Origin of the sequence: Archangium gephyra, from assembly GCF_042230915.1 — a bacterium.
Lineage (GTDB): Bacteria > Myxococcota > Myxococcia > Myxococcales > Myxococcaceae > Archangium > Archangium gephyra_B.
The window spans coordinates 8522919-8547544 of record NZ_CP102578.1 but is presented as its reverse complement, the minus strand read 5'-3'; the positions used below and the strand labels follow the sequence as shown (position 1 = coordinate 8547544).

The 24626-nt window shown below is 68.9% G+C and carries 23 protein-coding genes; 4 read left to right on the top strand and 19 right to left on the bottom strand.

The annotated features are described in order from the left end of the window. The first annotated feature begins 16 nt into the window (after positions 1 to 16). Positions 17 to 676, top strand: coding sequence for an MBL fold metallo-hydrolase (locus NR798_RS33405; RefSeq protein ID WP_375766579.1), 660 nt, complete (start codon positions 17 to 19; stop codon positions 674 to 676). A 4-nt stretch (positions 677 to 680) separates the two neighbouring features. Here the strand turns inward: NR798_RS33405 and NR798_RS33400 are convergent, their stop codons facing one another. Further along, on the bottom strand, positions 681 to 1412 hold the full coding sequence (locus tag NR798_RS33400; protein WP_375766578.1) for a M50 family metallopeptidase: 732 nt from the start codon (positions 1410 to 1412) through the stop codon (positions 681 to 683). A 202-nt stretch (positions 1413 to 1614) separates the two neighbouring features. On the opposite strand from NR798_RS33400, the gene NR798_RS33395 reads away from it, so the two are divergent. Continuing rightward, entirely contained in the window at positions 1615 to 3786 is a 2172-nt protein-coding gene (locus tag NR798_RS33395) for a S46 family peptidase (RefSeq protein WP_375766577.1), read from the top strand. Beyond that, positions 3786 to 4454 carry a hypothetical protein gene (locus NR798_RS33390; protein ID WP_375766576.1) on the top strand — a complete coding sequence of 223 codons (669 nt, stop codon included), beginning with the start codon at positions 3786 to 3788 and terminating at the stop codon, positions 4452 to 4454. The genes NR798_RS33395 and NR798_RS33390 overlap by 1 nt, the downstream gene beginning before the upstream one ends. A gap of 128 nt (positions 4455 to 4582) precedes the next feature. Here NR798_RS33390 and NR798_RS33385 read toward each other — a convergent pair whose 3' ends face one another. The 18 genes from NR798_RS33385 to NR798_RS33300 form a co-directional block, all read right to left on the bottom strand. Continuing rightward, complete coding sequence (locus NR798_RS33385; protein ID WP_375773865.1) at positions 4583 to 5092, bottom strand: RNA polymerase sigma factor; 510 nt, start codon at positions 5090 to 5092, stop codon at positions 4583 to 4585. Between the two features lie 77 nt (positions 5093 to 5169). Next, entirely contained in the window at positions 5170 to 6819 is a 1650-nt protein-coding gene (locus NR798_RS33380; protein ID WP_375766575.1) for a sigma 54-interacting transcriptional regulator, read from the bottom strand. Positions 6820 to 6994: 175 nt separating this feature from the next. After that, positions 6995 to 7981 (bottom strand): type II secretion system protein GspN, encoded by a 987-nt coding sequence (gene gspN, locus NR798_RS33375; protein ID WP_375766574.1) that lies wholly within the window; start codon positions 7979 to 7981, stop codon positions 6995 to 6997. Between the two features lie 2 nt (positions 7982 to 7983). Then, positions 7984 to 8544: a type II secretion system protein GspM gene (gene gspM, locus NR798_RS33370; RefSeq protein ID WP_375766573.1), complete on the bottom strand. Its 561-nt coding sequence runs from the start codon at positions 8542 to 8544 to the stop codon at positions 7984 to 7986. A 3-nt stretch (positions 8545 to 8547) separates the two neighbouring features. Continuing rightward, positions 8548 to 10143, bottom strand: a complete 1596-nt coding sequence (locus tag NR798_RS33365) for a type II secretion system protein GspL (RefSeq protein WP_375766572.1) — start codon at positions 10141 to 10143, stop codon at positions 8548 to 8550. A gap of 2 nt (positions 10144 to 10145) precedes the next feature. Then, positions 10146 to 11501 carry a general secretion pathway protein GspK gene (locus NR798_RS33360; protein WP_375766571.1) on the bottom strand — a complete coding sequence of 452 codons (1356 nt, stop codon included), beginning with the start codon at positions 11499 to 11501 and terminating at the stop codon, positions 10146 to 10148. Position 11502: 1 nt separating this feature from the next. After that, positions 11503 to 12189, bottom strand: a complete 687-nt coding sequence (locus NR798_RS33355) for a type II secretion system protein GspJ (RefSeq protein ID WP_375766570.1) — start codon at positions 12187 to 12189, stop codon at positions 11503 to 11505. Further along, positions 12186 to 13031 (bottom strand): prepilin-type N-terminal cleavage/methylation domain-containing protein, encoded by an 846-nt coding sequence (locus NR798_RS33350; RefSeq protein WP_375766569.1) that lies wholly within the window; start codon positions 13029 to 13031, stop codon positions 12186 to 12188. Before NR798_RS33350 ends, NR798_RS33355 begins: the two co-directional genes overlap by 4 nt. Further along, a complete protein-coding gene (locus NR798_RS33345) occupies positions 13028 to 13747 on the bottom strand; it encodes a Tfp pilus assembly protein FimT/FimU (RefSeq protein WP_375766568.1) in 720 nt (239 codons plus the stop codon). Before NR798_RS33345 ends, NR798_RS33350 begins: the two co-directional genes overlap by 4 nt. Next, positions 13744 to 14226: a type II secretion system protein GspG gene (locus NR798_RS33340; protein ID WP_375766567.1), complete on the bottom strand. Its 483-nt coding sequence runs from the start codon at positions 14224 to 14226 to the stop codon at positions 13744 to 13746. The genes NR798_RS33345 and NR798_RS33340 overlap by 4 nt, the downstream gene beginning before the upstream one ends. 26 nt (positions 14227 to 14252) lie before the next feature. Beyond that, positions 14253 to 14669: a type II secretion system major pseudopilin GspG gene (gene gspG, locus NR798_RS33335; protein ID WP_375766566.1), complete on the bottom strand. Its 417-nt coding sequence runs from the start codon at positions 14667 to 14669 to the stop codon at positions 14253 to 14255. A 34-nt stretch (positions 14670 to 14703) separates the two neighbouring features. Beyond that, positions 14704 to 14874, bottom strand: coding sequence for a hypothetical protein (locus NR798_RS33330; protein ID WP_375766565.1), 171 nt, complete (start codon positions 14872 to 14874; stop codon positions 14704 to 14706). Positions 14875 to 14887: 13 nt separating this feature from the next. Beyond that, positions 14888 to 16144 carry a type II secretion system inner membrane protein GspF gene (gene gspF / locus NR798_RS33325; protein WP_375766564.1) on the bottom strand — a complete coding sequence of 419 codons (1257 nt, stop codon included), beginning with the start codon at positions 16142 to 16144 and terminating at the stop codon, positions 14888 to 14890. Between the two features lie 66 nt (positions 16145 to 16210). Further along, positions 16211 to 18007 (bottom strand): type II secretion system ATPase GspE, encoded by a 1797-nt coding sequence (gene gspE / locus NR798_RS33320; RefSeq protein WP_375766563.1) that lies wholly within the window; start codon positions 18005 to 18007, stop codon positions 16211 to 16213. 3 nt (positions 18008 to 18010) lie between these two features. Then, positions 18011 to 20539: a type II secretion system secretin GspD gene (gene gspD, locus NR798_RS33315; RefSeq protein ID WP_375766562.1), complete on the bottom strand. Its 2529-nt coding sequence runs from the start codon at positions 20537 to 20539 to the stop codon at positions 18011 to 18013. A 22-nt stretch (positions 20540 to 20561) separates the two neighbouring features. Then, complete coding sequence (gspC, locus tag NR798_RS33310) at positions 20562 to 21473, bottom strand: type II secretion system protein GspC (RefSeq protein WP_375766561.1); 912 nt, start codon at positions 21471 to 21473, stop codon at positions 20562 to 20564. A 192-nt stretch (positions 21474 to 21665) separates the two neighbouring features. Then, positions 21666 to 23078 (bottom strand): sigma-54-dependent transcriptional regulator, encoded by a 1413-nt coding sequence (locus NR798_RS33305; RefSeq protein ID WP_375766560.1) that lies wholly within the window; start codon positions 23076 to 23078, stop codon positions 21666 to 21668. Between the two features lie 22 nt (positions 23079 to 23100). After that, positions 23101 to 24090, bottom strand: a complete 990-nt coding sequence (locus NR798_RS33300; protein ID WP_375766559.1) for a ParB N-terminal domain-containing protein — start codon at positions 24088 to 24090, stop codon at positions 23101 to 23103. Between the two features lie 141 nt (positions 24091 to 24231). Between NR798_RS33300 and NR798_RS33295 the strand changes: the two genes are divergently transcribed. Then, positions 24232 to 24618 (top strand): GNAT family N-acetyltransferase, encoded by a 387-nt coding sequence (locus NR798_RS33295; protein WP_375766558.1) that lies wholly within the window; start codon positions 24232 to 24234, stop codon positions 24616 to 24618. Positions 24619 to 24626: the final 8 nt, after the last annotated feature.

Sequence of the window (24626 nt, the reverse complement as noted above, 5' to 3'; positions counted from 1 at the left end):
CGCCTGGAGGATACCGATGGAATCTCTGTACGTGCGCCAGTTGAAGCTCGGGTCGATGGACAACTTCGTGTACCTGGTGGGCCCGAAGGACTCGGCGGAGGTGTTGGTGGTGGACCCGGCGTGGGACGTGCCGGCCATCGAGAAGGCCCTCGTGGAGGACGGCAAGCGCCTGGTGGGCGCCTTCGTCTCGCACTGCCACGGGGACCATACCAACGGGCTGCCGGAGCTGCTGGCGCGCCATGACGTGCCGGTGTACGCCCAGCGCGCCGAGGTGGACTTCTCGGCGGACCTGCGCGAGCTGGCGGCGGGGGCGCTGCGTCCGCTCGGGCCGGGGGACTCGCTCACGGTGGGCGGGCGCGTCTTCCAGGCGCTGCACACTCCGGGGCATACGCCGGGTTCGCACTGCCTGCTGGCCCAGGACGCGCTGGTGTCGGGGGACACCGTCTTCATCAACGGCTGCGGGCGGTGCGACATGCGCGGGGGAGACCCGGAGGCGATGTACCGCTCGCTGTCGCAGGTGCTCCTCAAGGTGCCGGACAGCACCCGGCTCTTCCCCGGGCACGACTACGCGAACGTACCGGTGGCGGCCATGAGCGACGTGCGCCAGCACAACCCGTACTTCGCCTTTCCGGACGTGGCCTCCTTCGTGGCCTACCGGATGCGCCCGAGGCGCTGAGCCCCTAGCGGCGGCTGGAGGTCAGCGTGTAGCCGAGGCCCTCGGGCCGTGCGGCGCGCAGGGACCAGCGGGCGAAGAGGCCGAGCAGCGCGAGCGAGACGAACGACCAGAGCGCGGCCCATCCCCAGGAGGGCACGGGGGTGAGGTGGGAGAGCAGGGCCGCGTCGGTGACGGAGCGGGCGGCGCCATTCCACAGGGCCGAGCGCAGATCCAACGCCACGTAGAGAGCGGAGAGGCCGGCGAGGGAGAGGTTGAGCGTGTCCACGCCGCCATCCGGGAGGTACTTCGCCGCGAGCCCCAGCACGAGCGCGGTGCCCAGGCAGAAGGCGAGGGTGAAGCCGTCGCCCGCGTAGAGGACGCCCATCACCGCGAGGCCCACGCACGAGGCGGCGAGCACGAGGCGGCGCAGCCGGAGGCGGAAGGTGGCCAGCAGCAGGAAGGCCGCGGCGAGCGCGCTGCCTACGTAGCCGGCGGAGTGCACGGCCACCTGCGCCATCAGGCCGGTGGGCAGGTGGGCCAGACACGCGCCGGAGTCATTGGCGGCCAGGGAGATGCGGTCCACCGCGCCTCCGGCGAGCAGGGTGGCGAGGGCGTGACCACTCTCGTGCATCATCACCACCAGCAACTTCAGGGGCCACACCGCGGGGGAGTCCCAGAAGTACCAGCCCACTCCCAGGAGCACGAGGAGAAGGGCCACCCGGCCAGAGTCCAACTTGGAGCCGCTCGAGGTCTGCATGCGGGGCCCAGAACACGCCTGCTCCCGGGTTCTTCCAGGAGCCTCACCCCCATTCCCGGGGCCGCCAGGAGGGAGAGCGGGCAGAAGGTGTGCTCCCTCTCCCTCTGGGAGAGGGGCGGGGTGAGGGTATGTACCCCGTCCGTGTTCCCGGATGTCCGAGGGCATCGCCAGCGGGGCCAAGACGCGGTAGGGAGGGGGCACGATGAAGAAGACGCTGCTGCTCCTTTCTCTCGTGGCTGCCCCGGCTCTGGCCGGGGAAGGGAAGTGGACCCCCCAACAGGTCCTCGAACTGGATCCGGCGTGGCTGAAGGCCCAGGGTCTCCAGGTGCCGCCCCAGCGGTTGTGGGACCCCAAGCGGGGCACGGGCCTGCTGGCGGGCGCGGTGAACGTGGGCGGCTGCACGGGCGCCTTCATCGCCGAGACGGGCCTGATCATCACCAACCACCACTGTGTCTTCTCCATCATCCAGGAGCACAGCTCGCCGCAGCGCGACCTCATCACCCAGGGCTTCCTGGCGAAGAGCCGCGAGGAGGAGCTGCCGGGCAAGGGCTCGCGCGTGCAGGTGCCGCGCAGCTTCAAGGACGTGACGAAGGAGATGTTCGCCGCGGTGCCCGAGGGCGCGGACGATCTCACGCGCCAGAAGGCGCTGGAGCGCAAGGAGAAGGAGCTGGTCGCCGAGTGCGAGAAGCGTCCGGCCACGCGCTGCCGGGTGGCCAGCTTCGACGGCGGGGTGCAGTTCGTGCTGAGCGACTCGGTGGAGCTAGCGGACGTGCGGCTGGTGTACGCGCCGCCGCGCGCGGTGGGCGAGTACGGTGGCGAGGAGGACAACTGGATGTGGCCGCGCCACACCGGTGACTTCTCCATCATCCGCGCGTACGCGGCGCCGGACGGCTCGGCGGCGAAGTACAGCGCGCAGAACGTGCCCTACAAGGCGGAGTTCTTCTTCCCGCTGGCCACCGAGGGCGTGAAGCCAGACGACTTCGTGATGGTGCTGGGCTACCCCGGCACCACCTTCCGCGCGCTGCTGGCCGAGGACATGGCCGAGCGCCAGGCGCGCCTCTACCCGCGCGTCGTCGACGTGTACGGCGAGCTCATCCGCATCCTCGAGGAGGAGGGCGAGAAGGATCCGGCGGGGAAGATCGCCGTGGCCTCGCACCTCAAGGGCCTGCACAACCGCTACAAGAACTCGGGCGGGCAGCTGGCGGGGCTCAAGCGCGGGCGCATCGTGGAGAAGCAGCGCGAGGCCGAGGCGGCGGTGGTGGCCTGGGCGGAGAAGCGCAAGGAGTACGCGGGCGCGCTGAAGGCCCGCGCGGAGCTGCTGTCGCTGCAGGCGGAGAAGGCGAAGACGTTCGAGCGCGAGTTCCTCCTGGACTCGGTGCGGGGCGTGGTGAAGGCGCCCGCGCTGGCGGTGCTGCTGGCGCGGCTGTCGCAGGAGCGGGTGAAGCCGGACCTCGAGCGCCGGCCCGAGTTCATGGAGCGCGAGCTGCCCCGGCTGGCGGACAGGCTGGAGCGCGAGCAGAAGAACCTCTTCACGGCGGCGGACAAGCGGATGTTCCTCGCGCTGGTGCGGCGGGCGCAGGGGCTCGGCGAGGGCGAGCGCATCGCGGCGATCGACAAGCACTTCGGCCGCACGTACGCGGAGAAGGACGTGTCCGCGAAGCTCGACGCCCTGTACGCGAGCACCAAGGTGCTGGATCTGGCCGAGCGCCAGAAGATGGCCGGTGAGACGGAGGCGCAGCTCCGGGCGCGGAAGGATCCGCTGCTGGACTTCGGCCTGGATCTGTCGGCGGAGGTGGTGGCGCTGGAGGAGCAGCGGGACCGGCGCGCGGGCGCGAACGTGCGGTTGATGCCCGAGTGGCGCCGGGCGGTGATGGCGCACGCGGGCAAGCCGGTGGCGCCGGATGCCAACAGCACCCTGCGGGTGACGTTCGCGAAGGTGAAGGGCTACGCGCCTCGGGACGGGGCCCTCTACACGCCGCAGACGACGCTGGCGGGCGTGATGGAGAAGCACACGGGCCAGGAGCCCTTCGACGTGCCGGAGAAGGTGGCCGCCGCCGCCGAGGCCAAGAAGTACGGGCCCTGGGTGGACAAGCGGCTGAAGGACGTGCCGGTGAACTTCCTGGCGGACGCGGACACCACGGGCGGCAACTCGGGCAGCCCCACGGTGAACGGCAAGGGCCAGCTGGTGGGCGTCAACTTCGACCGCGTGTGGGAGAACGTGGCGAATGACTTCGGCTACAACCCGGACGTGGCGCGCAACGTGAACGTGGACGTGCGCTACGTGCTGTGGCTGTTGGATCAGGTCGAGGACGCCGACGGGCTGCTGCGCGAGCTGGGTGTCCGCAAGGGCCCCAAGGCCCAGGAGCGCCGCTGATGACGGACGGCGCCGGGGGAGGTCCGCCGCCCCTGCCGGTCTTCGGACCGGAGGAGAAGGTGTGCGGCAACTGCAAGCTGTGGGCGGCGCACTCGGTGGATCACCGGGGCTGGGTGGGCGTCTGCCGGTTGCAGGCGGAGCGGGGGCTGTTCCCGCCCTCGGCGCCTCTGTGCAACAAGTTCCTGCCGCGCGGCGTGGCCGCCAAGGCGGTGGGGGACGCGGCGCGGCGCGAGCGGACGGTGCGAGGCGTGGCGCCGGTGGTCCGGCGGCGGGAGCGGGATCCGAACGAAGTGGTGGACCTGGAAGGCCTGGAGCTGAACATGACGCGCGCGGAGTTGATGGAGCTGATCCGGGAGGCGGTGGGCGAGGGCGGTGAGGCCCCGCCGCTGGCCAACAAGTGGGAGGGCGGCAGCATCAAGCTGGTGCCCGGCAAGGCGGACGTGCAGGGCAAGGACCTGCCCATCGACGCCTTCTTCCACAAGATCGTGATGGTGCGCGACAAGCTGCGGGTGATGGAGCAGAAGCTCAACGCGCACCCGAAGCTGACGGACGCCGAGAAGGTGGAGATGCAGAGCTACATCACCCGCATCTACGGCTCGCTGACGAGCTTCAACCTGCTGTTCCGCGACAAGGAAGACTTCTTCGTGGGCTCCAAGTCGGAGGACTGACGAAGAAGAAACAAGAAGAACCCCACTGCCCCAACTTCCCCTCTCCCCCCGGGAGAGGGACGGGGTGAGGGTGCCACGTGCCCCGGGTTCAGGGCTGTGGCACCCCCACGAGCCTCACCACCACAGCCTCACGGCTGCTGACCGCGCTCCTCCAGCTCGGCGAGGGCGCGCTGCCGGCCCCGGTGCAGGGCGCTCTTCACGGTGCCCTCGGGGATGCGCAGCATGGCGGCGATCTCCGGGTAGCTGTAGCCGCGCATCTCGCGCAGCCAGAGCACCTGGCGCTGCTGCTCACTGACCTTGTCCAGGGCCTCCTCGAAGTGGCGCTGCATCTCGGAGCCCACGGCCTGGGCCTCGGGGGAGGCCGGGCTCTCGGGCTCGTGCTGCAACCGCTCGCGGCGCTTGCGGGCCCGCAACCAGTTGATGCTGCTGTTCACCATCACACGATGCAACCAGGTGGAGCACGACGAGCGGCCGTCGAAGCCGCTGGGGCGCTGGGCCAGCCGGGTGAACACGTCCTGCACCACATCCTCCGCCTCGTCCGCATCCCCCACGATGCGGCGTGCGATGGCCAGTGCCCGTGTGCGGTACTGGCGGTACAGCTCGGCGAAGGGAGGAAGGGCGATGACCGCGGCATCCATCATGTGTGCCTCCTGAACACCCTCATCGGGTGTCTGGAGGTTGGAACGAATGGGCCGCGAAAAGGATCTAAAGGGTCTCAGTCCCCGGAGCGGACCTGGTCCGTCTCTTCTTCCTGGCGGGTGAGGCCCCACTCCTTGAGCCGTTTGAAGAGGGTGGAGCGGGCCACGCCCAGCTCGCGGGCCACGCGCTCGCGGTTGTTGTTGCAGCGGCGCAGGGCGGCCTCGACGATCTGCCGCTCCAGCTTGAGGAGCATCTGCTCCAGCGTCATGCCGGGGGGCAGCTCGGGCACGGACACGCCCGTCTCGCGGTTCACCTCCTGGTCGAAGGTGATGTCGGGCGCGTCGATGGCGGTGCCCTTGCGCAGCAGCAGGGCGCGGTGCACCACGTTGCGCAGCTCGCGGATGTTGCCCGGCCAGCCGTGCTGCTGGAGCCGCTCCATGGCGGCGGGGGTGAGGCGCACCGTCTGGCCCCGGGGCGAGTACATGCGCAGGAAGTGCTCGGCCAGGCCGAGGATGTCGCTGCGCCGGTTGCGCAGCGGTGGCAGGTGCAGGGGCACCACGCACAGGCGGTAGTACAGGTCCTCGCGGAAGCGGCCGTCGCGCGAGGCGGCCATCAGGTCGCGGTTGGTGGCGGCCACCACGCGCACGTCCACGTGGGAGGGACGGCTGGCGCCCACGCGTTTGATCTCCCCGCTCTCGAGCGCGCGCAGCAGCTTGGCCTGGAGATCCACGGGCAGCTCGCCGATCTCGTCGAGGAAGAGGGTGCCGCCGTCGGCCTCTTCGAAGGCGCCCTTGCGCGCGTTGGCGGCGCCGGTGAACGAGCCCTTCTCGTGGCCGAACAGCTCGCTCTCGATGAGCTCCTTGGAGATGGCGGCGCAGTTGACGGGGATGAAGGGCTTGTCGGCGCGCTGGGAGCACTCGTGGAGGGCGCGGGCCACCAGTTCCTTGCCGGTGCCGGACTCGCCGAGGATGGCCACCGCGGCGGAGGAGGGAGCCACGCGCTCGATGAGGTCCACGAGCTGCTTCACGGACGGGTCGCCGCCGATGATGCCGTGGAAGGACAGCTCCTTACGGGCGGGGGTGACGGGCTCGAGGATGAGGTCCGTCTGGCCCAGGCGCAGCGTGGTGGGCAGCCCCACCTGCACCTCGAAGATGCGCACGGGGCCCATCCAGGTGCCGTTGGTGGAGTTGGTGTCCAGCACGTGGAAGTGGCCGTCGCGCCGGGTCACCTTGAGGTGGCGGCTGGAGATGAACGAGTCCTGGATGACGAGATCACAGGACGGATCCTTGCCCGCGGTGAAGCTGTCGCCGGTGAGCTTGTGGACGGTCTCCTCGGTGCCCTGGCGGATGCGCACCTGGGCGGGCTGCCAGCGCGAGGCCGAGTCGCGCGGCTGGATCTCCGTGCGGTTGCCGACCTCGGTGGAGGCCTCGGACTCGCCGCCGCCGTGGAGCCGGAACACGGCGCGCCACTGGCCGAGCGCGATGTCCGAGCCATCGGCGAGCTCGCCCTTCGTCATGGAGGTGCCGGCCACCTGGGTACCCTTACCGGACAGGTCCTCCAGCGTGCAGCGCTCCCCGTCGAACGCGAGAGCCACCTGCCGACGGCTCACCTCGGGGTCGGGGATGACGACATCGCTCTTCTCGCCGCGGCCGAGCACCATGCGCTCGCGTCCCACCCCCACCCGCAGCACTTCCTCACCCCGACGAAAGAACACCAGCTCCGGCATCGAGCCCTCCCTGTGAAATCGCGGGAGACTCCTAACCCGTGGCGTGTTCCACGCGCAACCTCCCGAGCTGATTTTTGGGGTAGTGTTCTTCCAGCCGACCCGAGGCGTCGTCCACCTGACGGACCCGGACCCGGACCCGGACCGCGGAACGGTCCGGGCCATCCGGGGCAGGGGACTAACGCATCGTCGGCTGCTGGCGCGGGGGGCTGAAGTTGGGGCGGTTGAAGAAGCCGCCCAGGTGCGCCACGCGGTACTTCGGGTCGCTCTTGTCCGGGGGCAGGATGGACAGTCCCGCGCCCAGCAGGCCCAGCCGCTTCACGAACTCCGGCTCGGCCTTCAGCTTGAAGTCCATGTCCGGCTGGCTCACGTCCAGCCGCTGGCCGAACTTCACCGTGCCCGAGCCCAGCACTTCCAGGTCCTCGCTCCGGGCCTGCAGCGCCTCCACGGTGCCCAGCCCCTTCTCGATCTTGATGCGCGCGTCGATGTCACCCAGCGCGATCTTCGGCAGATCCATGGGGGTGGGCGTGCCGTACATGGGCACCATGACGTTACCGCCCTGGATGAGCAGCCCCTTGGTGTCCAGCGCGAGCTGGCCGTTGGCCTGGCTCAAGTCCGGCTGCCCCCGCGTCTTCGGCAGGGTGAGGTTGAGCGTGCCGTTCAGCTTGCCCGCCAGGTCCACCCCGCTGAAGCCCTTGAGGTTGCCCTCGGAGGTATCCAGGTCCGACAGCTTCACCGCCACCTGCACGTCGCTCAGCCCGCCCACGTTGCCGCTGACGCTTCCGCCCAGCAGGTCCGCGTGGAACGTCACGCCCAGCGGCAGCAGCGAGGGCCGCACCGCCACCGAGTCCACGTTCAGCGGCTCGCCCAACTCCTCGGGGCCGGGCAGCAGGGCCGTGTTACTGGCCAGCATGCCGTGCAGCTCGGGCGTCATCCCGTTGGGCACCTTGCTGATGCGCACGTTGGTGGCCGTCAGGCCGCGCAGCCCCGGCCGCAGCGAGCCGATGCGCAGCGCGTACCCCGCGTCCGCCGCCGCGTCCACGGCGCGCTTGCGCAGCGTGTCGTACGGGAAGGTCAGGAACAGGCACACGAGGAAGGCCACGAGCGAGAACGCACCGTAGCCAAGGGCGAGCTTCCAGCGGGCGATCTTGGTCTCAGCAGCCATGGTCATTGCTTCATCTTGTAGGTGGCGACGGTCGTCCACGCCGTCAGGGTTTCCGAGGCGTCACGCGGCTCGAGGCGCAGGCTCTTCACCTTCACCACGCCCGGCCCGCGCTCCACCGCGGTCAGGAAGTCGTGCAGCTTGCGCAGGTCCACGTCGGTGAACGTCAGCTCCACGGAGCTCTCGACGATCTTCCCGTCGTCCCCGATGCCCACGTCGTTCTTGGGCGTCATGTTGGGCACGGTCAGCCCCGCCTGGGTGGCCTTCTCCTCGATGTAGCTCATCAGCCGCACGTCGCTGCCGGTGAGTTGCTGCTCCACGCCCTGCCGCTCCTGGGTGGCCTCGCGGTAGCTGGCCGCCAGCGTCTGCACCTCGCGCAGCTTGGCCAGCTTCTGCTCCGTGCGCTTGCGGTAGCCATCCGCGCTGCTGGCGAACGAGAAGATGATGACGAACAGGATGAAGGCCATCACCGCGCCCCCGGTTCCCAGCACCATCTGGCGCTCGCGGGTGCTCAGCCGGTCGAACCAGGCCTTGGCCTCGTTGAGGAGTCCTCGAATCTTTTCCATGTCCTAGCCCTCCCCGCCCTGGGCCTGCTCGGGGCACTGCACCTGGATGTCCAGCCGGAAGCTCACCTTGCTGCCATCCCGCGTCTTCTCCACCTTGCCCTCCTTCACTTCCTTGAAGCAGCGGTGGCCCTTGAGCGCGGAGGAGATGGTGTCGATCTGCTTGGAGCTGTCCGTCAGGCCTCGCACGCTGATGCGCTCGAGGTCGATGTCAATCCGGTCGAACGTCACCGGTACGTCGGCCGGCACCCGCTGCGTCATCTCCGCCAGCAGGTTGACGGCGGACAGCTTGGGCAGCGCGGCGGCCGGGCTCTCCACGCCCTTGAGGCGGTTGAGCGCGATGTCGTAGTTCTTCTCGCACGAGCCGAGGATGCGCTGGGTGACGTCGCACAGCACGGCGTCCACCTGGGCCTCGCGGCGCGCGAGCACCGAGTTGCGCACCACGCCGCTGGCGATGAGCAGCAGCAGCAGGGTGGCGGCGAAGGAAGCCAGCAGCCCCAGCTTGTCCTTCACGTAGTCGTAGTCACCCTTGAAGGCGAACTCGCCGCGGCGCAGGTTGAAGCGGGGCGCCTTGGCGCCCGAGGCCTGGCCGCGCAGCGCGAGCGAGTACGCCTGCATCGCCGCCGGCTGCTCCGAGGCGGGCACCGTGGCGGACGCCTCCTGGGGCAGCGCGAGCACGCGCACGGGCATGCCCAGGTCCTTGCTCAGCTGCTCGGCGAGGCCCGGCATGCGCGCGGTGCCGCCGCACAGCAGCACGGCGCCCACCTGACGGCGGGTGCGCGCGGTGAAGGCCTTGAAGGACGGGCGCAGCTCGCGCAGCACCGGCTGCAGGCCGCGCACGAAGGCCGCCGCCGCCCGCTCGCCATCCGGCCCCTGGGCCGAGGCCGCGCTCGCCAGCGCCCCGTGCTGCTCCTTCCAGTGGTGCGCCTCCGGCTGCGGCGTCTGGAACTCGGTGGCCAGCGCGCGGCTGAGGTTCAGCCCGCCACCGGCGAAGGTGCGCGCGAACTCCACGCCGCCGCTGGGCCGGCCAATGGCCAGCGTCGTGCGCTCGTGGCCGATGTCCACGATGGCTACCGCTTCCGCGTCCGTGCCCACGAAGAGGCCCGGCTGCTGCAGCAGCAGGTTCTGGTAGGTGATGGCCGGGTGCGTCACCACGCGCGGGTCCACCCCCGCCTCGTTGAGCGCCTGCAGCAGCGTGGCCAGCTCCTCGCGGCGCACCACGCCCACCAGCAGCTCGCTGCCCTTGTCCTTCACCTGCGAGGCCACCTGGTAGTCGAAGACAGCGTCGTTCAGATCGAACGGAAGCTGGCTCTCCACCTCGAAGGGGATGGTGGCCTCAATCCGCTTCGGGTCGCTGAAGGGCAGGGCGAGCTGGTGGGTGACCAGCGAGGGGCCGGGCAGCGCCACCACCACCTGATCCGGGTTGCGCAGCTCCGGGCGCGCCAGCAGCTCGCGCAGCGCCGTGCGCAGCGTCTCCAGCCGGTCGCCTTCACCACGGCGCACCTCGGCCCAGGCCTTCACGACCGGGTTGCGGGCATTCGCGTCGAGGAGCAGCCCCTTCACCGAGTGGCTGCCCAGGTCCAGACCTAGAATCCGGGCCATCGTTATTCCTCTCTCCAATACAGGAGCTTGCCGAGCCCGTCGTCGAGCCGGACCACGGCGGTGATCGTCTTCTGGACCGACCCCGCCTCTCCCACGGACTTGATGCTGAAAGTGTTGCTCTTGTCGCCCAGCAGGCGGTTGCCGGCCACGTTGTTCTTGAGCTGGGGATTGACGGCGATGCCGGCGGCCTCGATGGCGGTCACGAAGTCCGCCACGCCCATGCCGAAGAAGCTGAAGGCCCGCGCCGCGCGGATGCGGGAGATGAGCTCCTGGACGAAGACCGGATCCCTCAACCGGGGGTCCGGCCGCGCCGGGTCCGCCGCCGACAGGATGGCCATGTACATCATCATGGGGTCATCCGTGTTGACGTTGGGCTTGGAGTTGATGTCCGGGTACACCGTGAGCCGGTCCCGGAAGGCCGCCATGAAGCGGTCGTTCACCCCGTGCACCCGGTACAGCTCGTCCATGCTGTCGAAGCGCGCGTTCTTCGACTCGTAGCGCGGATCGAAACGGCTGTAGGGCCCGTTTTCATCCGAGAAGCCGGCGGCGAACGGGCTCACCGCGTTGTTGGGGTCGAACGCGGACTGCGTCTTGTCCTCGTCCACCCAGTCCTTGATGGCGATGACCACGTCCTGCGGCAGCACGCGCACGCCGTTGGCGTCCTCGCGCGAGAACAGGAACTCGAAGCGCTTGTCCCCGAGCAGGTCCATCAACCGCATCGCCGTGGGGAGCGCATCACCCGTGCCCGCGTTGAGGCGGTGCAGGTTGAGCTTCTCCTCCTCGTCCTGGATGGTGGCCAGGAAGCAGCCCGTGAAGCCACCGAAGGAGCGCCTGGAGGGCCCCAGCGACAGCTCGCCCGACTTCTCGTCGTCCTCGTCGAGCGGGGGCGGGGCAGGGGCCTCATCGTCCTTGCCCTCGACGTCGGCGCCACCACCGGCGACCAGGCCCTTGAGCATGTGGCAGTCCACACGCGCCAGCTTCCACAGCTGGATGTTGAGCGAGGAGGCCGGCTGCTGCCCGCCCGCGGCCGCCCCACCGCCAGCGCCGCCGGTGAGTTGGGCGAGCATTCCCCCGATATTGGGGATGGGCGTCTGGTCCACCTGCTTCTGGAAGCGCAGCAGCAGGCGCGAGAGCGACACGCCGGAGCGGGCCATGTACATGGCCTGCACCTCGTCGCGCTGGTTGGCCGCCAGCTGCAGGTCCACGCGGGTGTTGTAGGCGAACTCCGTGGCCACGACGGTGAGGATGGTGATGGCCACCACCGCGATGATGAGCGCCACGCCGCGCTGGCGGCGCTTTCCCCGGGCATCGCGGCGGGCGCCTGCCGGCCGGGCCTCTGTGTGGTTGGGGCTCGTCATCTCAGTACCTGGGAAGCTCCGTGTTCAGCATCACACGGGTCTGGGTGGTGTAGCGCGTCTCCTTGCCATTCTCGTCGAGCGCCACCAGGGTGATACGAACACGCGTGGGCAGCTTGGATTTCAGCTCCGTGCGGCGCGTGTCCCACTCCTCCTCCCACTCCTTTCGCTCGGAGTCCCAGTAGGCGAACTCGAGCTTCTTCACTCCCTCGAACAGCACATCCGTGGTTCCGCCTCGGTCCATCCGGCCTTCAACATTCGGATTCACCCGGCGCATCAGATCCATGCGGCCGTTGGCCCCTCGTTCCGAGGACGTCTGGACGGAGTACTCCACGATCGCCTGGTCGGACTCCTTGGCGTCCGTGTACAGGCGCTGATGGGCGAAGGTGGTGATGGTGAGCTGGTCCTCCTCGCCGATGAAGTTGGTGGGCCGGTCGTTCTGGTCGCGGTAGCGCTGGGCGTCGTAGCGGTCGCTCACGTACGCGGAGCCGATCTCCCGCGCCATGCGGTTCATGGCCGCGCGCAGCATGCGGTAGTGATCGGCCTCTTCCTCCACCACTTCCTTGGCGTGGAAGCCCGTCTGGAAGGCCATGCCCACCATGGCGCCCATGAGGGCGGTGATGGCCACGGCGATCATGACCTCCATCAGCGTGAAGCCACGGCGCGGGGAGTGCTTGCTCGTGCGCTTCATCGCGTCCCCCTTCCGGGCACGCCGCCAAACGGGTTGCCGCCGCCGCCGCCCATGCGCTGCTGCAGCCAGTCCGAGCGCCGCATCAGCGGCTGCCCCGTCTGCGGGTGCATCATCTGCCCGTTGGGGCCGGGCACGCCCTGGACGATCATCCCGTTGGCGGGGTCCACCCACTGGTTGCTGGCCTCCGAGGGCTGCGTGCCGTTCTGCGGCGTGAAGGCGCTGCTGCCGTTGCGGTCCGAGCCGGGGCCCAGCGACACCACGTGGGTGACGAGGTCCAGGCTCTCCACCTGCGTGCCGTCCTTCCAGTACACGGTGAGGTGCACCTCGCGGACCGTCTGGGTGATCTGCTGCACCATCTGCGTGAACATGGGCTGCGCCATGCCCATCGCCGCGCCCGCCATGGGGTTGGTGGTGGTCTGCGAGGGGCCGCTCTTGCCGTCCTTGCCCCCGCCGGCGCCGCCGCCGAACATGGCGGCCAGGCCGCTCATGTCCCCGCCCTCGCCAATGGGCAGGTTGAAGATGGCGCCGATGAGCTGCTCGGGCGACACCCCCTCCGTCTTCGGAGCGATGATCTTCGCCCGCCACTTGAAGTTGTCCCAACCCTCCTGGGAGAAGTCGCCGGACTCCTCGTCGTCGTCGTTGGAGAAGCCCTCGTCGTAGAGCTTCTGCTCCAGGTCCGTCATCTTGGAGCGGGCCAGCATGGTGGCCACGGTGAGCTTCTTGGCGTACGCGTGGTTGGACACCGCGCCGGAGTTGATGTCGAAGATGGCCATGAGCGCGAGCGCCAGGATGGCGAGCGCCACCACCGTCTCCAACAGGGTGAAGCCTCGGGAGCGTCTCATGACTTGGGCACCTCCAGCGCCTCGCCAGCGATCTCCACCTTACCCGTCAGCGGCGACACGGCGAGCGTCCAGACATTGTCACCCTGGCGCACGTAGACCTGGGCCTTCTCGGTGAAGCCCTGGGGGAAGAAGTAGAGGTAGGCCACGCCCTTCTCGGCGGGCTCGCGCTGGTGGCGCGTCCACACGGAGACGGAGACGCCCGCGGGCAGCTCGCGCGGCCGGATCTCCTCGGCGGTGTACTCGGAGAAGCGCGCGGCGTTCTCCACGCGGCCCTCCTCCTGGGCGAGGATTTCGTCCAGGCCGGGCATGTCATCGCTGCCCCGGGTGAAGTTGCGGCGCGAATCGCTCCGCTTCTGGCCCCGCTTCTCGTCCTCGCGGGCGCGGCTCTCCTCGCGCAGCAGCTCCTCGCGGTCGCGCGAGGTGGTGACGTTGCCCGCGGCGCACTCGGCGCGGTAGCGCGTGACGCCTTCCTCGTTCTTGGGGTCGGCCAGGTCGAAGACGAGCCGGCACGTCTTCCCGCTGAGCGCGGCGGTGTCGTAGATGGAGCGGATGACCCCGGCCAGCTCGGCGGCGGACGCCTTGGCCTTGGCGCCGGTGAGGGCGCCGATGGAGATGGTGACGGCGGCGAACAGCACCGAAGCGATGCCGAGCGCGATGCACACCTCGATGAGGGTCAGCCCGCGCTCCCGGGCCCTGCGCTGCGCGAGCGTGCTCATGGCTGCTCCTCCTTCGCCGCCTCCTGCTGCTGGGGCGTCCCGACCATGGCGTTGTTCAGCACGCCGCCGCTGATGAGGTCCGCGGCCTCGCCGGTGCCTCCAGGCACCCCGTCCGAGCCGTAGGACACGATGTAGCCCTTGCCCAGGTCCGACATCCGGTACTGGTACGTGCGGCCCCAGGGATCATTGGGGACTTCCTTGAGGAGCCCCACCTGCAGGAGCGGATAGAAGTTCTCCGCCTGGGAGGGGAAGCGCCCGGTGATGCGGTGGTAGGACTTGAAGTAGCCCTCCAGCCCGCGGATCTCCGCGCGCGCCTGGCGCTGCAGGGGGCTGAGCGTCCGGTCGAAGGTGAGGCTGGCGATGGCGATGGCCCCGGCCGAGGCCAGGACGATGACGGCGGCGACCACGAGCCGCCCCACGCGGGACGGACGCGCCGTCTCTTCGGTCTGCTGTGGCGTGGAAGCGTGCTCGAGGGTCATGTGCCGGTTCCTTGAGGGCCGTCTCGTTACTTCTTGCCCATGTCGCGCGAGGAGATGTCCGCGTCGGGACCCTCGCCGCCCTGCGTGCCGTCGGCGCCGTAGGACATGAGCACGGGCTTGCCGCCCTCGTTCATGTACACGTACTCGTTGCCCCAGGGATCCGTGGGGACCTTCTCCAGGTTCTGCGTGTCCACCAGCGCCTTCAGGCCCGTGCCCGTGTCGGGGTACTTGCCCTTCTTCGTGTAGTAGAGCTTCAGCGCGTTGTGGATGTTGGCGATGTCCAGCCGGGCCGTGTCCTGCTTGGCCTCGTCCAGCTTGGGAATCACCGCCACGCCCACGGCGGCCATGATGAGACCGAGGATGGTGATCACCACCATGATCTCGATGAGGGTCATGCCGCGGCGGCGGCGCTGCTGCTTCGTCTTCTTGTCGCTCATGGTCATTCCTCTCGTGACTTTTCGGCAAGCCACCGGGCCGTTATCGGGTTGTCTCTGTCAAAATGTCGTGCGGCTGGGCCGTGCTGCCGGCCGTGCCCGCCTTGGAGTCGGAGGCGTACAGGGCCACCCCCACCGTGAGCAGCGCCGCCGTCAAGGCGAGCAGCGCCACGAGGGTGACGCGCTGGATCCACCGGTCGAGTGTGTTGTTCATCGCGAAGCCTCCGTTACCGGATGGCCGAGTTCACCTGCAGAATCGGCATCAGGACCGAGAAGGCCACGAATGCAATGATTACGCCCATGAACACGGTGAGGAGGGGCTCGAGCATGGAGGTGAGGGCGCCGATGCGCACGTTCACCTGGTTCTCGTAGCTGTCCGCCACCGACAGGAGCATGTCCTCCAGCTGGCCGGAGCGCTCGCCGATGGCGATCATGTGGTAGACGAGTGGGGGGAACTCGCCGGAGCGCTTGATGGGCGTGGCGATGCTCTCGCCCTCGCGGATGGCGTCGCGGGCCTTCTCCACCACGTCGGCGAGGATGGAGTTGGTGATGACGGCCCGGGTGATGTCCATGGCCGTGAGCAGGGGCACGCCGCTCTTGAGGAGCGTGGCGAGCGTGCGGGCGAAGCGCGAGATGGCCAGCAGGCGCAGCAGGCTGCCGAAGATGGGCGCCTTGAGGGCGAAGCGGTCCCACACGGGCTTGCCCTTGGGGCTGCGGAAGTACGTGACGGTCGAGATGGTGGCGATCGCGATGAGCGGGAAGATGATGAACCACCAGTCCCGCAGGAAGTTGCTGCCCCAGATGAGCATGCGGGTGGTGATGGGCAGGGTGGCCTTCATCGTGGTGAAGATCTTCGTGACCTTCGGGATGACCACCACCATCAGCATGGTGAGGATGCCCGCGCCCACCAGCATCATGATGGCCGGGTAGGTCATCGTGCCGATGATCTTCTGCTGCAGCTTGGACTGGCTCTCGGTGAAGTCGGCCAGCCGCAGCAGCACGGCGTCCAACGCGCCCGAGTGCTCGCCGGCGCGGATCATGTTCACGTAGAGCGAGCCGAACACCTTCTGGTGCACCGCGAGCGCGTCCGCCAGGGAGGCGCCCTCGTTCACCCGGCTCTTCACCTCGGAGAGGATGATCTTCAGCCGCTCCTTCTCCACCTGGTCCACCAGGGCGGAGAGCGACTCGACGAGCGTCACGCCGGCGCCCAGCAGGGTGGCCAGCTGGCGCGTGGTGATGGCGATGTCGTCGGTGGTGATGCGGCCGCGGGCCATCTTGCCGAAGTTGACCTCGCGGTCCGCCTGGGCCGCGTTGGCGCCCTTGCGCACGGCGGCACGGCCGCCCTCGGCCTGGCCGAGGACCTCCGTCAGGAACTTGCCGTCCTTGCGCAGCTGCGAGCGCAGGGTTTTCGGCGAGTCCGCCTCCAGCATTCCACGGATGGGTTTTCCGGCCTGATCAAGGGCCTTGTACTCGAAGACTGGCATGGTGGGTCGCGGAGTAAAACCGCGCCCCGTGCCTCTGCCTTCCGGAAGAGGTGGGGCGCGAGTCCTTTAGAGGTCTTCCTGGGTGATGCTGAGCACTTCGGCGATGGTGGTCTCGCCCAGGGCGATCTTGCGCGCGCCGTCGTCCAGCAGCGTGAGCATGCCGTGGCTCATGGCCGCCTTCTTGATGGTGGAGGCGTCCACGTTCTTGAGGGCGAGCTGGCGCACCGTGTCGTCCACCAGCAGCAGCTCGTAGATACCGGTGCGGCCCCGGTAGCCGTTCTGGTTGCACGAGGGGCAGCCGGTGGCCTTGTAGATTTTCTCCACCCCGTAGCGCTCCTTGAAGGTCGCGCGGGTGTGGGTGATCTCCTTGAGCTCCTCGTCGGTGGGCGTGTACTGCACCCGGCAGTCCGGGCACACGCGGCGCACCAGCCGCTGGGCGAGGATGGCCGTGAGGGAGGAGGCCACGAGGAAGGGCTCCACGCCCATGTCCACCAGACGGGTGACGGCGCTGGCCGCGTCGTTGGTGTGCACCGTGGAGAACACCAGGTGGCCCGTGAGCGAGGCCTGGATGGCGATCTCCGCCGTCTCCTTGTCGCGGATTTCGCCCACCATGATGACGTCCGGGTCCTGGCGGAGGAAGGAGCGCAGGCCCTGGGCGAAGGTGAGGCCGATCTTCGGGCTGATGGCCATCTGGCCAATGCCCTTGAGCTGGTACTCCACCGGATCCTCGACGGTGAGGATGTTGAGGTCCGGGGTGTTGATGCGCGAGAGCGCGCCGTAGAGCGTGGTCGTCTTGCCGCTACCGGTGGGGCCCGTCACCAGGACGATGCCGTGCGGGCGGCGGATGACGTGCTCCATCTGCGCGAGCATCTGGGACGCCATGCCCAGCTCGGTCAGATCCAGCAGCGTGGTGTTCTTGTCCAGCAAGCGCATGACGATGCGCTCGCCGTAGGTGGTGGGGATGGTGGACAGACGGATGTCGATGTCGCGGCCGGCCAGCTTGATGCGGATGCGGCCGTCCTGGGGCAGGCGCTTCTCCGCGATGTTGAGCTGCCCCATGACCTTCACACGGCCGACGATCGCGTTCTGGTAGCGCTTGGGCGGCTTGATGATCTCCTGCAGCACGCCGTCGACGCGGAAGCGCACCAAGAGCTCGCGCTCCATGGGCTCGATGTGGATATCGCTGGCGCGCTCCTTGGCGGCGCGGAAGAGCACCGAGTTGATGAGGCGGATGATGGGCGCCTCGTCACCCTCGTCGTTGAGCAGGTCCTTGACCTCCTCGATCTCCTGGGCGAGCGAGTCCAGATCCGTCGCATGCAGCTCGTCCACGAGCTGCTCGGCCTCGTTGGTGGCGCGGTCGTAGACGCTGTTGATGGCGTCCACGATGGTGGAGGCGAGCGCGATGCGCGGGTGGATATCGCGGCCCAGCAGCATGCGCGCATGGTCCAACACGGTGGTGTCCAGCGGATCCGCCACCGCCAGGGCCACCACGTCCCCGTCCACGGACAGGGGGAGGATGCGCGCCTGCTTGGCGAAGTTGATGGGCATCCGCTTGATCAGCTCGGCGTCCACCTCCTCGAGGAAGAGGCGCGCCAGGTAGGGCAGATCGAGCTGGAGTCCGAGCGCCTTGGCCACGTCCTCCTCGCTGACGGCCTTCATGCCCACCAGGACCTCACCCAGCCGGCCGCCCTTCTCGGCCTGGAGCTGGAGCGCTTCCTGGAGCTTCTCCTCCGTGAGGCCACAGGTGTGGCGGAGGATCTCCCCCAGCGGCCGGCCGCACAGGTAGGCGGGGCCGTTGGAGACGACCTGGGTGGCGGCTTCGGCCGGGAGCTTCGCGAGTGGGACGTCAAGCAGGAGGCTCATGATCTATCTCTCGTCCCCGGTGTCAGGCTGGATGCGCAGGCGCTCCTGCTCCTCGGAAGAAGGCGCAGGCGGAGGCTGCACGGGGACCGGCTCCTCCGACGGAGTCAAGGAACGCCCCGCTCCCGGCGAGACTTCCCCACCGGGGGTAGCGGACTGCGAGGCGCCAGCCGCCGGGCCGCCCGGCCGCAGCACGCGCTCACCGGGCTGGCCGGGGCCGCCGTTCTCCACCTTCTGCTCCTCGGTGGCGATGACCTTGCGCATGCGGCCCAGGGGCCCGCTCTTGCGGCTGAAGTCCACCGGCACGTCGTAGCCGGCCACCTGGCCGTAGAACTGCTCCACGAACTGCTGCCGCTCGGCCATCTTGCGCTCGAAGATGCGCCGGAAGTCCGACTGGTCGCGGATGATGTGGGGCGTGAGGAAGAGCAGGAGGTTCGTCTTCGTCTTGCGCTTGTTCGTCTGACGGAAGAGGTGGCCCAGCAGGGGCACGTCACCCAGGATGGGCACCTTGGCCACGGACTCCAGGGTGCGCTCCTGCATGATGCCGCCGATGACGACCGTCTCCTGATCCTTGGCCACCACCGTCGTCTTGGCGCTGCGCTTGGAGGTGGTGGGGCCGAGCACGGGATCCGTCGAGGCGATCTCCTCCGTCTGCTCGGAGATGGTCATCCGGATGAAGTCGCTCTCGTTGATCTGCGGCTTGACGGTGAGCTTGAGCTCCACGTTCTGGCGGGTGATGGGGGCGTAGAGGCTGCCCAGGCCGCCCAGGCCGCCGAGCAGCGACGGGCTGAGGCCGCCGGTGGCGCCGCCCGCGGTGCCCAGCCCGCTGCCCAGCGAGGAGGGCGAGAAGCCGGACTGGAAGGGCACGTTCTGGCCCACGGTGATCTCCGCCTCCTCGTTGTCGCTGGTGAGGATGTGCGGGGTGGAGAGCACGTTGACGTCCGAGCTCTGCTGGAAGGCGTGCAGCACCACGCCGAAGGCGGGGATGTCGATGCCCAGGTTCTTCAGCTCGGGGATGACGGGGCCCTGGAGGCCGGCGAGGAAGCCGCCGAACTGGGCCAGGTTGGCCAGCGAGAAGGACGGGGGCAGGCCCTGGCTGGAGTACTTGGTGCCCAGGATGCCCGAGCCGGTGCCCAGCGGCGTGCCCAGCGAGTAGCCGCTGTGCAGGTTCAACCCGAACTCGTTGTTGCGGTCCAGGTTGACCTCCATGATGACGGCCTCGACGAACACCTGGCGCCGCGCCTTGTCCAGCTCGCGGATGACGCGCACCAGGCTGCGGTAGTCGCTCTGGCTGGCGATGATGACGAGCGAGTTGGTGCCCTTGTCGGCGGAGATCTTCACCTCACCGGCGAACAGCTCGGCGGAACCGCCGCCCGTGGTGCCGCCGGGGCGGGGCATGCCCGGAGGAGGCGTGGGGGTGGGGGTGCGCGGCCGGCTGGAGGTGCCCTGCGACAGCGTCTGCAGCGTGCTGGCGATCTCCTCCGCGTTGGCGTTCTCCAGCGGGTAGACGTTGATGCGCTCGGTGCCGGCGGTGGGGATGTCCAGCTCGCGCACCATGCCCTGGATGCGCTCGAAGGCGGCGGGGCTGGCCACGACGATGAGCTTGTTGGTGCGCTCGTCGGGGATGATCTGCGAGAAGGTCACCGGGCCGCCGGAGCCGCTGCTGCCATCCGGGCCGGGCATGGGCACCGCGTCGGGGCCGCCGGGCGGCATCACCGCGGGAGGGCCGGAGCGGTTGGCGCCGGGACGGTTGCCGCCGCCCTTCGGCTCGAAGAGCTTCTGCACCGTGGCGGCCACGTCCTGGGCGGTGGCGTACTGCACCTGGATGATGCGCACCTCGTCACTGGCCGCGCGCGAGTCCAGCTGGTCGATGATGCGCTCGAGCCGGTGCACGTTGGAGCCCACGTCGTTGATGATGACGATGTCCGGCGGGTACGGGATGGTGTCGCCGTCCTTGGACACCAGTTGCTGCAGCACCCCGCGCAGAGGCTCCACCTCCACGTTCTTGATGCGGAACAGCTTGGTGATCATCTGCTCGTTGGTGGTGTACGTCGCGTCCGGGTCCACCAACGTGGGGATGGGGTTCTGCTTGGCGGCGCGCTTGTCCACGATCTTCAGGAAGCGCCCGTGCTGGTAGACGGACAGGCCGTTGGCGTCGAGCGCCGCGAGGAAGGCGGCGTAGAACTGATCCGCGTCCACCTCCACGCGCCCGTTCTCCGGGCCGATGATGGAGATCTTCCCGCGCACGTTCTCCGGAAGGATGAACGTCCGGCAGGTCGCGTCCGACACGGTCTGCACCAGCTTCTCGATGTCCACCTTGTCGAAGTAGATGCCGTAGCGGGCGCGGCGGCGGACCTCTTCGCACGTGGGCGTCTGGCGCACGCCGGCGCTGCCGCCTTCGGGGGTCGTCTGAGGGGTGATCTCCCGCTCGGCGGGAGTGCCCGCGGGCGGAGGTGGACCGGGGCGGCGCTGCGCCAGGGCGGGCGCGGCGATCGCCAGGCACAGCAGGAGCAACCAGGACGGAAGCGTCTTCATGGAGGGGCGGGGTAATGCGGGGTTAGCGGATGGTGTAGTTCTTGCGGACGCTCGAACCGTTGCGCTCCAGCTCGATCTCGATCCGCGAGGCTTCCTTCAGCTTGGTGTAGACCTCGAGGGCCTTCTCCGGGCTGTTGAGCTCGAAGCCGTTGATGCGCTTGATGACGTCGCCGTTCTGGACGCCGATCTTCGAGTAGATGGAGTCGGGACGGATGGAGAAGAGCTTGAAGCCCTGGGCCTGGCCGTCCTTGAAGGCCGGCACGATGCGCGCCTGCATGGCCACGTCGTTGAGGTTGGACAGCGTGCGATCGATCTCCGCGCGCGGCACCTCGTAGTCGTTCTCGCTCATGGCGCGGATGCCGCTGCCATTGGGAGGGGCCTGCACGGGCGGGCCGTTGGGCACCGGCGGCGGGGTGTAGGCGGCCACGGCGGCGCCATCCCCAGGCTGGTTGTCGATGAACTCCTTGCGCCCGGCGTTGATGATGATCACGCGCTCGCGCTCGATGTCGATGACCTCGGCGCCCTGGATGCGGTCGCCCACCATGTACGTGGTGGAGCGCTGGTTGTTCATGTCCTGGATGGAGGACACGGACCACATCTTGTCGCTGGCCACCAGGGTGCCCAGCAGCTTCACCCGCAGGCTGCTCTTCACGGGAGCGGCGTTGGGGTCCACGTCGGGCTGGCCGGAGGGCTCGGCCACCACGGGATCGGGCTCGGGAATGGCCACGCCGGTGAGGTCCGACAGGCGTTTGAGATCCAGCGAGGCCAACGTCACCGTGGGCTTCGCCTTCTGCCGTCCCGACACCTCGCCCGACGGGAGAGGGGTGAGGGCGGACTCGACGAACAGGTTCACCGTGCGCGCCGCCAACAGGGCGACCAGCAGGATGAAGACCAGATTCACGGTCCAGAAGTACTTGCGGAAGAAGAGTTCCATCACGCGTCCAGAGAGGGCCTACTCGGGATTGAGCAAGCGGGGTGCCACCCGCAGAGGGGACCGGGCAACCCGACCCTTACAGCCAAGTGCTTGAATTCATTCCGGAATAAGCCGGGCCGCTGGTGACAGAAGCAGGCGGCGCTACGGCGTGGGACAAAATGTCAACGGCCGGTCAGAGAGCCTGACGGGCTGTCACTCGGCGGGAGGCGAGCCCGGGCCCTCGCCGCTACCGCCAGGACCCTCGGAGGCCTCGCGCTCCAGCTTGCGGTAGATGGTGCGCGCCGCGATGCCCAGCAGGCGGGCGGCCAGCGTCTTGTCCCCCTTGGTGTGCCGCAGGGTCTCGTGGATCACCCGGCGCTCGACCTCCTCCATGGGGGTGCCAATGGGGATGACGAGTTGTCCGGCCGAGCCCAGGGGGCCCTTGCGCACCGTCTCGGGCAGATCTCCCACCTCCAGGACGTCCGTCTTGGCGAGCACCACGGCGCGCTCCACGGCGTGCTCCAGCTCGCGCACGTTGCCCGGCCAGGCGTAGTTCTCCAGGGTGCTGAGGGCCTCGGGGGAGAAGCCGCGCAGGACCTTGCCATTCTTGGAGGCGAAGCGGCGCAGGAAGGCGTCGGCCAGCAGGGGGATGTCCTCGCGGCGCGAGGCGAGCGCGGGGATGCGCACCTCCACCACGTTGAGGCGGTAATAGAGGTCCTCGCGGAAGCGGTTCTCGGCCACCTCGCGCTGCAGATCCTTGTTGGTGGCGGCGACGATGCGGACGTCCACCTTCACCGTCTGGGTACCACCCAGGCGCTCGAGCTCGCCCTCCTGGAGGACGCGCAGGAGCTTCACCTGGGCGGACAGGGGCATCTCCCCCACCTCGTCCAGGAAGAGGGTGCCACCGCTGGCGCGCTCGAAGCGGCCCTCGCGGCGGGCCACCGCGCCGGTGAAGGCGCCGCGCTCCACGCCGAAGAGCTCCGCCTCGAGGATGCTCTCGGGGAGGGCGCCGCAGTTGATGGCGACGAAGGGGCCCTTGGCCCGGTTGGACTGCTCGTGCAGGGCGCGGGCGGCCAGCTCCTTGCCGGTGCCCGACTCCCCGAGCAGCAGCACGGTGGCGGTGGAAGGCGCGGCCTGGCGGATGGTGTCCATCATCGCCCGGAAGGCGGGCGACTGGCCGACCATGGAGCGCCCACCGGTGCTGCCCATCTCCGCCAGCTTCGCCTTGAGGACGCGGTTCTCCGCGGCCAGCTCGTGGCGCTCCAGCGCCTTCTGTACGGACTTCACCAGCGAGTGGCGCTTGAGGGGCTTGGTGATGAAGTCGTAGGCGCCGTCCTTCATGGCGGCCACGGCCGTCTCCACCGTGCCGTAGGCCGTCATCAGCACCACCTCCACGTCCGGGCGGATGGTGCGCGAGACCTTGAGCAGCTCCTGCCCGTCCATGCCGGGCATCATCAGATCCGTCACCATCACGCTCACCTCGGGGCGGCGCAGCAGCTCCAAGGCCTCGGTGCCGTTGCTGGCGGTGAAGGTCTCCAGGCCCTCGCGCTGGAAGATGCGCGAGACCGAGTCGAGGTTGGCCCGGTCGTCATCGACGACCAGGACGGTGGCGGGGGATGTCGTCATGGCGCGGGCTGCCTTGCAATCCTCATTCCGAGTCCTCGGCCAGGAGGGGTCCACTCATCCGGCCGATGTCCTCGCGGTTCACCTTCTCCAGGTTGAACTTCCGGGCGCTGGAGATCATCCGGGCGACGGTGGGGTCGAACTCGACGGGCCCCTCCTTCTTGAAGCGCAGGAAGTTGATGCGGGCCACGACGAAGTTCTTGAGGTAGGGGCTCTGCAGGCCGCGCGTCTTGAGGGCGTCCACTACGGAGACCACGGCGTCGTCCAGCTCCAGCAGCTTGTCGGCGCGGGCCTCGCGCACCCGGAGGGCCTCGGCCATGGGCAGATCCAGGAAGGACTCCGCGCGTTTGACGAAGGGGTGGTAGGCGCCCCCGGAGAAGCGCGGCCGCTTCTCGTAGGCCGCCCCCAGGGTGAGGAAGGCGGGCTCCTCGAAGAGGTGAGCGAACTCGGACTCGCGCCCGGCGCGCGCTCCGGTGAGGCCGCGGTGCATGCGGATGACCTCGAGCGAGCGCTCCTTCAGGTTGTGCGCCTTCTCCGTGTTGAGGGCGAGGATCTGATAGGCGACGTCCTCCTCGGGCAGCACGAGGGCCATGATGGACTTGCCGCCCAGGAGCTTGGAGGCATGGAGCCGGTGGTTGCCGTTGGGCGTCCAGTACCGGCCCTCCTTGCGGATGGCGATGATGGGGTCGAGGAAACGATCCAACCGCTCCATGGCTCCGGCGAGCCGTTTGACGTGGGGCTCGGACAGGTCGCGCTGGTAGGGGGTGGGCTCGACCTTGTCGATGGGCAGGGCGGCGAACACCACGGTGTGCGCGCCGAGCGGATCGCGGTAGACGCTGAGCACCTGGCCGCCGTCCTCCTGGATGCCCTGCACCAGCTCGACGGGGGGCGTGGCGGCCTCGCTGGCCACCTCGGCGGCGCTGAGCCCCTTGGAGGCGGGCTCTGCCTTCTTGCGGCGGGGCCGGCGCGTCGTGGTGGTGGTGGCTGCCTTCTTGCGCGGTGACTTCGCTGCCATGGTCATCCCCCTTGTCGCGGATGGAGGAACCTAGGCGATCGCCGCGGCGCGGGGCAGGGGGAAACCCACCAGGCTGGCGATGATCTAATCTCCGGAGTCATGGCGGCCCCCAGACAAGCCCATCGTGGCGACATTCCCGGCATGCACCGCGTACGGCTCTCCGTGCGGGAGAACCGGCTGTCGTCGCCCGACCGCATCTCCGAGGCGGACTACGTTCCAGAAATCGAGCTCCCTGGCCGCGGATGGGTCATCGAGACCGGTGGCGACATCGTGGCCTTCGCCATCGGGAACTCCTCGGACGGCAATATCTGGGCCCTGTTCGTGGCTCCCGGACACGAGGGCCGCGGTTACGGCCGGCAGTTGCACGACACGATGGTGGAGTGGCTCAGGTCGCGGGGGCTGGCGCGGTTGTGGCTGACCACGGCGCCGGGCACCCGGGCGCAGCGCTTCTACGCGGCAGCGGGTTGGCGATGCACCGGCCCGGTCGCTGGCGGAGAGCTCCGCTTCGAGCTCGACGTGGGTTCTTGAATCGAGCC